The following is a 12,630-nucleotide window of genomic DNA, read 5'->3' on the forward strand; positions in this document are numbered from 1 at the left end:
AATTGAACCTTAATTCTTATTTATCAACGATGAAGCCTTGGAACACTTCAACAAAATTTTCTGACAAGAAATCTAATTGGGTTTGAGTTTCCACGCGTGATGCTATGGTTGTTATCCCTAAGTTATGTGCTGTTCGAGAGATGGATGTCAGTGTGAATTTCTGTTTTTCATCGTTTAAGTGGTGAGTGAACAAGTAATCCAATTTCACGTAATTGGGTCTGAATTCATTGATGTAATCGAGAGACTGGAAGTTACGACCATAGTTGTCTACTCCAAAATCAGCGCCAGCAGTACGAATAGCATTACACAATAACGCGGTGTAGTGGGGGGCATTAACAAAGCAATTTTCAGGGATCTCAAAATGTAACTTGTTTGCAATGGAGGCGTGTTTGACCAACATCTTGCTCACCCAACGAATGAAGCTTGGCTGAGAGACACTGCTTTGGGCAAGGTTAATTGCGATAGGACAGTCAAACTCACCATTATGTAATTTTTCAATAATTGACTGGATAACAAATTCATCAAAGATGTGACTGGCTTGAAGTTGCTCAAGAGCGAATAAATACTGATTGGCGCTGTATCGCTCACCATCTTTTTCTATTGATGAAAAGACTTCACGATGGAATGTTTTTCCCCAGCTATTGTTGGCTTCTTGGAATCTGAAATTGACCCAACCATTGTGAATCGCTTCTTCAACAAGAGTTTTCCACTGTTGCTTACCGAGGATGTTTTGTCCTTTATCACTGCAAATTAACGCGTATGGTAGAGAGGGATCTGCTTTTGCTGTCGATAACGCATTATCGACTAAAGATAAAATTTCTGTGGTTGTTTTCGGGGTACGGTTAAATGTCACACCCAGCGAGATCTTAGGATTTGCCATTCCAGTAGGATCGGAGTCCATACTGCGCACGCAATTGATGATGCTGTCAGAAACAATTTTTAACTCACTCTCATCCATATTTGGCAGAATAAAACCAAATTCATCGGAAGAGATCCTTGCGATGGTTGCACCTGTTGAGGTAATCGTATGTTTAAGCTGTGCAGAGAGATCATGGATAAGAAGATCGCCTTGTTCATATCCTTTTTCATCATATTCATCTTTAATGAATTGAGCATGTAAAACGGCTAGGCCACCAACGGCTGATTCAGATAACCATTGGTTAAGTTGGGCAAGATAAAATGCACGGTTTCCAAGTTGAGAAATAGGATCAATGTAAGCTCGGTCTCGTAATTTTTGAGCTTCTTTGGCTTGAGCTTGAAAAGCAATCTCAACTTGCGTCGACATGTGGTTGATACCGTCAACAACAGAAATGAGATCTTTGGTGTTTGGCCTTTCTAACGGTTCACCAAATTGATTGTTGGCAATTTGGTCCATTTTGTTGACGATCTGTTTTAGTGGAATTAAAGCGTGTCTTAAAATCAAAGATATCGAGATTAACCCTATGAGAAAGATGCCACTAAAAACGGTGATCAAATCGATAAATGCTTTCCACAGTTGTAAGTAGGCAGGGCCGGGATGACTGACGATTTCAACTTCCGCAAGTTGCATCCATCCGCTGGTGACGACTCGGCGATCATGTATTTTTTCAAATAATGGAAGGTCAGTGAACCAAGTTGGAACCTCTTTCGAACCGACAGGGTATGAACGGAGAATTTCTTCACCTGAATCTAGAAAAATAAGCCTGACCACTGAATACGAACTTCCATCAAACAGGGCATTGATTACTGATTCAACGGCGACAGTGTCATTGTCTTTTAAGTAAGGGGCGAGTGCCAAGCCAACGGTATTGATTGTATTATTTACTTCAGAGCGTTGCTGCTGCTCTAGGTTATCGCGAGTGGTATTGAATTCGATAATGAACACTGACGCTATGAGCATCAAAAATACCGCTGTCATCCCCACGACAAGTTGTCTATATAAAGTCATAGTGCTTACTCATCATAATTTATAATTGGTTTATTTAAGTTTAAGTTTCGCTCTCTAGAGCGTAAATCGTTCCACAAGCTGAGCCTTGATGACTTACCAGCTAATTTTCCGCTTGAGTTCTTTGACTTCATTAGCCACAAGTTTTTACCGTTAAAGCTATAAATCGGTAGTAAATCTGGGCGTGAAGACGCTCGTTTTATTTCAGGATTAATGTTGTCTAAAATCAGAGGCTCGGCGCTGGGTTTTGAATAATAGGCTAATACCATATGAAACTGATTCAGTTCTATTGCTTTAACATACACCAAACGAAGTTTCTTATCTGATACACCAAGTTCGAGTAATGAAAAGTATTTGGCGATAGTAAAATCCTCACAATCTCCAGCATTACTACCTAGAAACTCTAGCGGTGTTGCCCAATAATCCTTTTTTCCCCATAAATCGATATCATTAACAAAATAGAGCTGATTAAAGAATCGATTGACTGAAGTGAGTTGCTGTTTTTCTGGCAACTGATGAAACTTCGCAATCTGATTTCGCCAAGTGTTTACTCTTTTCCCTGCTCGTTCACCATAAGTGATAGTGACAGCGTCAATCCACTGTTGTTCTTTCGTGTTTAATGCTAGCGATGTAAAAGAGGCTAATAGTATTGAAAATGAAAGAGCTGCTAGCTTAAGTTTCATTTAAAAGTCACTGTATCCAAGAAGTTAAGGTCAGTTATCACGTTGTTCTCCTTTAAGGCTTCCGTCGAATTCATCAAAAGATAGAGCTCGATGTCCAATCTATTTTTTATTTAGTGTATTACTCTTTTAAAGCATCATTCTTTTAGAGCATTAGTTCGAGCGCTTAAGATTGGCTTGAGTAGATACTCCAACACGGTTCTTTTTCCAGTGATAATGTCGATGGATGCGGTCATTCCGGGAATAATGGGTAACTCTTTATCATGACCAAAGTTGGTTTTTTCGGTACGAACTCGCACAATGTAAAAGCTGTTCCCTTCTTCGTCTTGTGTTGTATCTGCACTGATATGTTCCAACACGCCTTCCAAACCGCCATATTTAGTGAAGTCATAGGCGCTAAACTTCACTATTGCTGCCAAGTTAGGTCTTAAAAAAGCGATATCTTGTGGGGCTATTTTAGCTTCAACCAGCAAGGTATCTTCAGTGGGAACGATTTCGACGATATCCATCCCAGGCTGAATTACCCCTCCCACCGTATTGAAGTTCAGTGTTTTTACGGTGCCGGTAACGGGTGATATAACATTGGTACGGTTAACTCTGTCTTCCAAGCCCACTGCTGATTCTGTTATGGCAGATAACCTGTCTTGCGCGTCATTGAGCTTCTCTTGCTGCTCTGAACGAAATTTTAGTGCAGCATCAATTCGGCTAAGCATCGCCTCTTTGATTGCAGATTGCAGAAGTGGGATCTTCAATTCGCTAGAGGTCAGTTCACGTCTAGTATCGTTCACTTGGCGTTGAAGTTTTAGTAACTCAATACGCGGTACCACGCCTTCTTCAGCTAATGGTTCCGTAATTTCGAGTTCTTTCTGTGCAAATTGGTAGCTTCTCTTGAGGTTTCTGGCTCGGGCTTGAATTTCGATCAGATCTTGTTGTCGCTGAATGACTTGTTGATCAAAAACTGACAGTTGGTTACGTAGACTATTAAGATCTTGTCGATATTCTGCTTTTTGGCGACTAATTAATTTCGGCTGAAGTTCGCTAAATAGAGGAGGGAAAGCGAGTTTTCCATAATCAATTTTTACGCTGTCTTCCCAATTCTTTTGAGAAACTTCTTCATTGATAACCACACTGCTTATTGAAGCTGAAAGTTGTAAAACATTCGCCGTTAGATTTGATACTTGCTGTTCTCGCTCACGGTAATCCGACCGAAAACGAGTGTCGTCGATCAGTAATAGAGGTTGTCCTTTTTGGACTTGTTGCCCTTCATGAACCAGTATCTCTTTAACTAAACCACCTTCAAGGTTTTGAATAATTTGGATTTGAGATGAAGGCACCACTTTTCCTTGGCCTACGGTGACTTTATCTATTTCTGCCCAAGAGGCCCAAAGCCCAGCAATAATAAAGAATAGAACCATGATCCATAGCATCAATCGTGCGCTAGTCGGAGTATTGAGAAGCAATGCCGCGGTTTTGTCATCTACGTAATCAAGCTCATTCTTTGAGAGCTTGTCGTAGTTTTTATTACTCATGTGCGTTCCTTGTCAGCATGCATCGTTTAAGTCTCAACGATATTTTAGGCTGATTTTAACAAAATGTTAAAGTTTTTAGGTAATTACCTTATTATACAACAGCCATTGGGATTTTATTAAACCTCTAAGTTTTAAAGTGAGATTTATCTAATTGGTGTTTTTTCAGTTTGTCATAGAGCGTTTTTCGTGAGATTTGCAACTCTTGTTGGATTTCTTTCAAACGGCCGTTATGTCGTTGCAGAGCATCCATTAGTAGAGAGTGTTCAAAACGCTCTGTTTTCTTAGAAAATGAATCGCTCTCCGTGGTTAACTCAGACAACAATACTTCAGGGGATTCTTCCGCAGGTTTTAGAGCTCTCATCTCAGCATAGTGACGTAGCTGTTTGATGTTTTCTGGCCATTCGTAGCTTTCGAGTTGTTGAATTTCGTAGTTTTTAATGGTGGGAGGCTGTAACTGATATCGACTTGCCGCCCCACGGACAAAGTGCTTAAACAGTAGACCAATATCCTCATGTCTATCTTTCAGTTCTGGTAATGAAAAATGATACAAAAGGGAGGTCGGTTGATTCTGTGATGATTCAATTTCTTGAGGCAGTGTATTGGTTGCAAGAATGAGGCGGCAGTTGTGCATGTTAATTGTCAGTAGTTGTTGCCAATGCGCAAGGGTTAGGATTTCCGCGGAGTGAATGTAAATCGTTCCTCCCTGGTAGTGGTCCGCAAGCTTAGAAATAGAATTAATCAGCTCGCACTCTTGTAATTCGCATAACGTATAAGCCGAAAGGGGATAAAGCTCAGCTTGTGGCGATGAATGAATGTCATGGGTGTACTGCGCGGCGATACGTTTACCTGTTCCAACTTTACCAACAAAAATGATCGGTAGTCTGGGTTCGAGTTCTATCAGCTTGCGCCGTAAATCGATAATGGCTTTGGAATGACCGATGAGTTTTGGGCCAACCTGACTCTGCATCTCTAACTCTTTTTTTAACCAGATATTTTCTCTCACTAAAGTGAGCTTTTCTTGTGCTTTATAGATTGAGGCGAGAAGTTTTTCGGTTGAAAAAGGTTTTTCTAAAAAATCGCATGCTCCTGATTTCATCGCGGTTACAGCCGTCGATACATCGCCATATCCTGTGAGTACAATGACTTGAAAGTGAGGGTTGTTATCTAGTAACTGGGTCATGAAATCGAGCCCTGTCATCACTGGCATGTGAATATCTGTTATCACAATCGCTGGCGTTGTCATATCAATCGTGCTGAAAGCTTCCAGGGCATTAGGAAAAGTCACAACATGGATCTGTTCAATCAGTAACGCTTGAGAAATCGCATCTCGGATTGCTGGCTCGTCATCGATTAAGTAGATGGTTTGATCTAGCATTATTCTTCCTCCTTTATATCCGATCCGTGATTTGACCGAGCAAGTGGTAGCCGAATAGTAAATGCTAATCCGCCTTCTTCTCGGTTATGGGCTGTGATATATCCATGATGCGCTTCAATAATTCGCTTCGTAATAGTAAGCCCGAGCCCTAATCCTTCTGGTTTTGTTGTGAAAAATGGGTCAAATAGCGTGGTAAGTTCTGTGTCATTTATCCCCGGCCCATTATCCCAAAAATGAAGGTTGCCTTCTCTGTTGTTCACCTCCCACTCAATGCCGATTTGTGGGTTGTGCGACTCTGTTAAGGCTTGCAAAGCATTGTGGATTAGGTTGACTAATACTTGCTCTAACTGAACGGAGTGAATTGCCACATATTGGTCATTCGCAATTGCGGGAATACGCAGTGTAACGCCTTGGCGTATTGCTTGAGTGCTTAGAATACCGATAGCGTTATTTATTGCTAAATGCACGCAAGCGGAACAGGTATCGCTTTGGGTACTTTTACGAGTAAACACTTTTAAGCGGCTAATAATATCCCCGACGGTTTGATTGAGTTCTACCATTTTGTTGAGGTTACTCGTCACTAAATCTAGGTGTCCCATCTCTAATAGACGCAGGCTGTTTTCACTGTAAGTCCTCATTGCGGTAAGCGGTTGATTAATTTCGTGGTTGATACTGGCTGATAGTTCTCCCAATAGCGCTAATTTTGCCGCTTGAGTCAATTCATGCTGAGTCTGTTTTAGCTCGTGTTGAGATTGCTGATATTGAAAAATTGTATTTTCCAACTGTTCATTGGCGTGTTGTAAAAATTGAGTGCGCTTTTCTACTTTACTTTCTAGTGCTTGGTTTAAGTTTAGCAGTGCGTTTTTTGCGTGATATGTTTGTCTCCAGTACCAAGTGACCACGATGAGCAGGCTATAGACCAGCAGATAGATAATAGCGACCTCACTGGTTGCTATCAGTAGTTGACTCTTTGGTTGTAGTGCTAAAATTTGATAGCCGTTTGTGTTCGATGGTTGAGCGTATAGGTAGTGATCATCGGTTGAGAGTAGTTGCTCGGTTGGTAGAGTCAGATCTGCAGCGAAAAGCGGACTAATATTTGGCTCTGTGAGCAAGCTGATTTCTTGCACGCCATATTGACGTGTTGACTGCAGTACTTGGTGTTGTTTTGCGTTTAAAGGGGATACTGATTGATATAGCCACGGAGCGAAACTGCTTAGAAAAACGATGTTGTTGCTATCAATCACCATTATTTGCATGTTATCAGTACGGATCAACTGCTCTATATTTTCCAAGCTGACTTTCACTGTCAAAACGCCAACAATGGTTTGCTTAAAGAAGAGTGGGGATGAAAAGTAGTAGCCACGTTTATTCGAACTGATCCCTAAGCCAACGTATTGGGATGACAGCCCCTTTATTGCCTGTTGAAAGTAGGGACGAAATGCGTAGTTATTGCCAACAAAGCTATTGGGCTGATCATGATTACTTGCCGCAATACTGACACCGCTCAAGTCGTTAATGTAGATGGTGTCTGCAAGGCTTTGAACGGACCACTCTTCGAGTAATTCATTCAGTGTTTCAGAGCTTAATTTCCCCTCAAAGTAAGCCGCTATTCGTGGGTCGTGATCCAGTAAGTTGGGTATTTGCTGAAATTTGGCGAGCTCAGAATCTATCTGTTGGTAGGCTTTCTGAGCGCTTGCGTTGAACTGTTTTTGTAGTTGTGTTTGCTTGTATTGAGTTACGCTGAAAAAGATCAATATTAAACTGACGAGACCAATGATGACTGATTTGATGATGAATTGTGAATTGGTCGATAGCGATGATGAAAACGTCGATAACTTAGACAAATAAACCTCGAAGATATGCCGATCATGTGGGTGTTTATTTAGCTTATCAGTTTGAGCCACATATTAACGCGATCCAGTTATCAAGGGCTTCCAGTTTGTAAGTGTTTGTTTGTCTAAGAGTTGGTTTGGCGAATTTCGATTGTTACTTGTGTTTCGTGATATAACAGCGCAAAATCTAAAAAAAATTCTAAGGAGTAGAAATGGAACTGACAGATATTCGTCGTGAATACGCACAAGGCGGTTTAAGACGAAAAGACCTAAAAGCCGATCCTATTGAGCAATTTAATTTTTGGTTAGAGCAGGCGATTAACGCCAAACTTACCGATCCGACGGCAATGACGGTTGCGACTGTGGATAAGGATGGTCAGCCATTTCAGCGAATAGTGTTACTGAAAAATGTCGATAAAGAGGGATTCATTTTTTACACTAATTTAGGTAGCCGTAAAGCTCAGCATCTGGAAGATAATTGCAAAATTAGCCTTCACTTTCCATGGCACCCTTTAGAAAGACAAGTTCATATTACTGGCACGGCTGAAAAGTTATCGGCATTAGAGAATATGAAGTATTTCTCTTCTCGTCCTAAAGAGAGCCAACTCGCAGCAATCGCGAGCAAGCAAAGTAGTCGTATTTCTGCGCGCGGTATTTTAGAAGGGAAGTATTTAGAGCTGAAGCAAAAATTTGCCAAAGGTGAAATTCCGGTACCAAGCTTTTGGGGTGGTTTCAGAGTTAAACCTGAAAGCATCGAATTTTGGCAAGGTGGCGAACATCGCTTGCATGACCGGTTCCTTTTCTCTAAGCATGATCAACAGTGGGATATTGACCGCTTAGCGCCATAGTTCTATAGGTGCGAAGTTATGCTGTGTCATCGTTTTACATTGTAAATCGTCGATTATTAAGCCTCGAAGTAACGTTGAAAAACGAACTCGTGAGGCTTTTTGGGGTCGAGAGAGCTTTTGTGTTGCGTAAGTATGCAAAATAACTTTCCCCGCAGAGGAAACCTGTTGTGGGACATCTTCGCGATGGCTCCAACTAGCGTCCAGAGGATCAATAAAAACAGTAAAATGATGACCACGGAGAGCGGCATCACCACGGTATAAGTGCTAGACCAATAAAAACCGATGTTATAGAGGTAAGTGATCACATGAGGCGTGATAATGACCGCGGTTAACAACAGCAGCAGTCGGCCATTCATTTTCAATGCAGAGGAGAGGAACTGGAAATACTGTTTGGTGCCGTATTCATCATTATTATTGGTTCCGTTATTCTTAAAGCGACCTCTTTTAGTATTTTAAAGAGTAGAGCTTCGCCCGTGTAGAAACCAAAGCTGCTAATATGATGCTTTAATTGAATATTATGGTTAGTGTTGAATTCAATTGCATCCACAAACGTTGCCTCATTGAATGGTTTAGTTCCCTGAATTAGGAAACAAAGCCGCATATAGCTTCTGAAATGGAGGCTATATGAAGTGCAAGTTATTTGCCTGTTGGTGAACAACTGATGGTTTTTTTATGAATGTTGATGTGACATTTCTGTCCATTCCATGGTGCGGCTGCTATAAACCTAACCCCACTACTGTCTACATTTACCCATCCGGCATATACGGTAGGTGCGTCCCTTTCTAGATCGAGTCCAGATTCACCTAACTTGCAATATCTTGTCTCTTCGTTTGATTTAAACATCTTAACGTTAATGCATGGATCGCTTTTTAACATGTAGGCAGCAAATCTTTCTTTTTTTGTATTCAGAGAGTAATCGGTGGCATAAAAGCGATAACTAGTGTCAATATTAGCCATTGCTGATAATGACACTAGGGCCATTGCGAAAATAAGTCTTTTCATAGTAAATGCTCCCAACGTTTTTGGAATCTATTCGGGTCAACACCTCTTTCTCTCCAACGATCGTTGATCATAATCTCGAAAAAAGATGAGTTTGTGTCAGTTATATTATTTTTAATATCGTAAACCAAGGCTGGTATAAACCAAGCTCGAGTACTACCTTTAGGGTCCTTGCTACCCGTATTATCACCTCGATATGTTAAGTCTACTAAAACATCCTTAACGTTTGCAGGGAGCCTTTCCCACACGATGACATGCTCCTTATCGTAAGCTGTGCGAACATCTGCTTTGGTAACAAGTCGCTCAGTCTTCTTTTCGTATTCAGGGTAAATTTCCAAAAACAAAAAGTGCTGTTGTTTGCGTGTGAGTAGTTGATCTTCTTTAGCAACCATGAAGTTTAATTGTTTGTAATGCTCATAAGCTGCTTGTTTGGTCTTCCCTGCCCCGTCTTGGATCCATTTGAGTAAATTGTCAGATATAGGGCTACAGTGTTTAGACATATTAGCAAAGAATTCTGTTATTTCACTCGGCTTGCGCTTTCCAATATCTAAACCTCGACCAAACGTGATACCTGAATCACCAATAACAATACCGTTGTTATTGGGAATGTGTGGGATACGAGTGAAGTAAGGGCTTGATTCATTATCATTGCCTTCTGAGCTAAAGGTCAGTTGCCCCCTGGGTACATTCAGCCACTTTTTATCCATTTCATCGTCATTCGACTTTATTGATTGAGTTATAGAAATGCTAGTTTCTACAACATGGTTGGTTGAAAACGTGTTTTTCTTTTCATTCAATTGACCATATTCAATACCTTCGGCTGCGACTTGTACCGTGAGATCCCCCGAGTTTTGAGCCTCTTTTAATATTGGCAGAGTCGCCATTTTACTTGCCGATCCTGTACCACTTCCTGGGGAGCCCCCGCCTAAATTGATTGCTGGACCTACAACAGTAACACCGTTGCCATCGACATTAATAAAGCTACCACCACCAGAAAGTGTAATTTCAGAGCCCGCTTCAATGACGGCTTTATTGCCAACATGTAGATGAATTTCAGAGCCTGATTCAATCAATTGGCTATGGCTAATTTTTTGATGCAGAGAGCCTTCAATTTGCTGGTGACTTTCATTTTTGGTGGCTGTAAATTGGTGGCCTTGTACTGTACTGTGGCTATCTTTTTTTATTTCTTGGTATTGATCGCCTGTGACCGTGAGGCGATCGCTGTCTTTGATCTCTTGAGTTCTTTTGTTCTCTACTTGGCTATCTAAATCTTTGGCGGCATGCAGATAAATGTGTTCTTGATCTTTTTTGTCTTCAAAGCGAAGTTCATTAAAGTTATCCGCCCCAATGGAAGAGGAGGTTTTAAAGGTGCTGCGAGTTTTATGTTCTGGTAGTTCGTAAGGCACACGGTTTTTGGCATTATAGAGAGCCCCTGTGATGAGCGGTTTATTTGGGTCACCATTGATAAAACTGACGATGACCTCATGCCCAACACGGGGCAGTATAAGTTGACCATAACCATTCCCTGCCCACCCTTGTGCGGTGCGTAACCAACAAGAAGCATTTTCATTGGCACTGCTTTCTCTGTCCCAGTGGAATAGCACTTTTACTCGACCAAATTCATCGCAGTAAATCTCTTCGTTTTCTGGCCCTGTCACGAAAGCAGTTTGCGTGCCTACGATCGTTGGTCGTGCTAATTGTTTTGGGCGATAAGGAACATCCCAAGGTATACAGGTAAACTGTGCCTGGTAAGATGCACCTTCAGATGCAAACTCTTCTAAGACTTGTGGTTGCTTGCCATGATGACTAACTCGTACGATTAACCAGTCATCATTCCACTCTGCTTTGCTGTGTTGCTGCATAGGTTGAAAATAGCCACTGGTGATTTGGGGGCTGTCACTTTCAGCACTTATGAGCGTATGATCGCCACGCCGTTGTTCTAAATGCAATTTAGATTGAACACTCGCTTGCGCTTCGGTAATAAACTCACCAGGGTAGCGGTAATCTTCTAATGGTTGTTCATCGGTAATATTTGTTATTTTTTGCCCTTGGGGCTTAAACGTGCTTTTTTTGAAATCATAATCACGAAGGCTTATTTTTCCGGTGCGAACTTGGTGTCGAAGCTGAAATTGGCTGATTACATCCTCTGTTTTGTTCATACCATTAAATGGTGCATAAACTAATGTAGGTAATTGTAAAAAGCCATCTTGGCCATCAGCGATAATTAATAGGTGCCTCTGCTGCGTGTGTTCAAAGTGATAATGCAGACCCGATTCACTCATGATTCGTTGAATGAAGCTCAGATCGGATTCCCCATATTGAACGCAATAGTCGAATTTTGGGTGAGGGTTTGACAACCTAAACTCAAATTCATTACTTAATATGCCCGCATCACTGAAGGTTTTCTTGATGATCTCTTCGACGGAGAGTTGCTGGAAGATTCTGGAATCTATTCGGTGCTTTAAGAGCTCAATTCGTGGCTTTATGGTGACTTTGTATTGGCAGTGCCTTTTGGTGTAGGTGAGCTGCTCAAACGCGTACACCATACCATTGATATAACGATGGTTATCTGCTGTTTGGTTATTTGGGTTGTTGTTTTGTAGAGTCAGGCAGACAGGCAGTTGCAGCCAGCTTTCGAGGTCCAAATTAGGCTCATCGCAGACAATGACCACGTCAAGGTTGAAGTTCTGACTGATCTCTTCATTTCCTTCGAAAGCGAGTACTTTTAAGGGGAAATCAATTGTGGCGACGTGAATTTCAAATTGAGCTCGATTGGCAGCCGTTACCATTGTACTTTTCCATATTTTGATGGGTGAGTAGAAACTTAAAAAGGGAGCATTGCCCCCATTAAATAAGTCGTTAAGCTATTTGTTACGAGACCATTGCTGTGCGCCAGTCATCTGAACCTGACGTGCCAGCCACTTCATGAGTCCACTCAATCGCTCGATAAGTCATAAAGACATCTTCCAAGTGCGTGAAGTGAGATAAGCCTGGATCTTGACAATTAGGCATTTTTGTTACGATATCAACGATGATCGCATCCGTTAATGTAGTGGTGAAATAGTGCTCTTGTGTACCGGTTGATGACGTGCGATACCATTTGATCTCTACTTTTGGTAGGCGTTCACCAGAGGTTAATGCGTTGTACATAAGTGGTGATGATTTATCAAAAATCTTTGAAATCATAACGGGTTTATGAACACGTTGACCTGTTGGTTGGCCTGATTGTGGATCTCGAGGTAGCACAACTTGGTGTCCAAAACCTTGAACTAAAACTTCGTCTTCGTGACCTTCTTGGAAAATATTTCCAACAGAATCTTCAGTGAAGTTACCTGCTGTAATTAGCCCTTGTTTCTCGCCTTCGATGCGCATATAAGCTGGAGTTGGTATTCTACTATCCTTTAAATAAGTGGTTTAATAATTCATGCACAGTAAAGCGATTA

At 41.4% G+C, this 12,630-nt stretch carries 9 protein-coding genes; 1 reads left to right on the forward strand and 8 read right to left on the reverse strand.

The genetic code is table 11. From position 1 onward, the window contains the following. Positions 1 to 16: 16 nt before the first annotated feature. From F0249_RS01475 to F0249_RS01495, 5 genes are all read right to left on the reverse strand, one after another. Complete coding sequence (locus F0249_RS01475) at positions 17 to 1,927, reverse strand: EAL domain-containing protein (protein WP_136995004.1); 1,911 nt, start codon at positions 1,925 to 1,927, stop codon at positions 17 to 19. Positions 1,928 to 1,932: 5 nt separating this feature from the next. Continuing rightward, positions 1,933 to 2,607 (reverse strand): transglutaminase-like cysteine peptidase, encoded by a 675-nt coding sequence (locus tag F0249_RS01480; RefSeq protein WP_113798645.1) that lies wholly within the window; start codon positions 2,605 to 2,607, stop codon positions 1,933 to 1,935. A 134-nt stretch (positions 2,608 to 2,741) separates the two neighbouring features. Beyond that, complete coding sequence (locus F0249_RS01485) at positions 2,742 to 4,133, reverse strand: HlyD family type I secretion periplasmic adaptor subunit (protein ID WP_017053860.1); 1,392 nt, start codon at positions 4,131 to 4,133, stop codon at positions 2,742 to 2,744. Between the two features lie 124 nt (positions 4,134 to 4,257). Further along, complete coding sequence (locus F0249_RS01490; RefSeq protein ID WP_171755598.1) at positions 4,258 to 5,508, reverse strand: sigma-54 dependent transcriptional regulator; 1,251 nt, start codon at positions 5,506 to 5,508, stop codon at positions 4,258 to 4,260. Further along, entirely contained in the window at positions 5,508 to 7,352 is a 1,845-nt protein-coding gene (locus F0249_RS01495) for an ATP-binding protein (RefSeq protein ID WP_216599484.1), read from the reverse strand. The genes F0249_RS01490 and F0249_RS01495 overlap by 1 nt, the downstream gene beginning before the upstream one ends. Positions 7,353 to 7,552: 200 nt before the next feature. Here F0249_RS01495 and pdxH point away from each other — a divergent pair, with 200 nt between their 5' ends. Further along, positions 7,553 to 8,188 (forward strand): pyridoxamine 5'-phosphate oxidase, encoded by a 636-nt coding sequence (pdxH, locus tag F0249_RS01500; RefSeq protein WP_017053857.1) that lies wholly within the window; start codon positions 7,553 to 7,555, stop codon positions 8,186 to 8,188. Between the two features lie 636 nt (positions 8,189 to 8,824). Here pdxH and F0249_RS01505 read toward each other — a convergent pair. The 3 genes from F0249_RS01505 to F0249_RS01515 all read right to left on the reverse strand — a co-directional run bounded on the left by F0249_RS01505 (position 8,825) and on the right by F0249_RS01515 (position 12,577). After that, positions 8,825 to 9,190, reverse strand: a complete 366-nt coding sequence (locus tag F0249_RS01505) for a hypothetical protein (protein ID WP_171755600.1) — start codon at positions 9,188 to 9,190, stop codon at positions 8,825 to 8,827. Next, complete coding sequence (gene tssI / locus F0249_RS01510; RefSeq protein WP_216599485.1) at positions 9,187 to 11,976, reverse strand: type VI secretion system tip protein TssI/VgrG; 2,790 nt, start codon at positions 11,974 to 11,976, stop codon at positions 9,187 to 9,189. The genes F0249_RS01505 and tssI overlap by 4 nt, the downstream gene beginning before the upstream one ends. Positions 11,977 to 12,058: 82 nt before the next feature. Beyond that, positions 12,059 to 12,577, reverse strand: coding sequence for a type VI secretion system tube protein TssD (locus tag F0249_RS01515; protein WP_171755672.1), 519 nt, complete (start codon positions 12,575 to 12,577; stop codon positions 12,059 to 12,061). Between the last annotated feature and the right edge of the window lie 53 nt (positions 12,578 to 12,630).

The organism is Vibrio sp. 03-59-1 (genome assembly GCF_013114135.1).
Taxonomy (GTDB): Bacteria; Pseudomonadota; Gammaproteobacteria; order Enterobacterales; family Vibrionaceae; genus Vibrio; species Vibrio cortegadensis.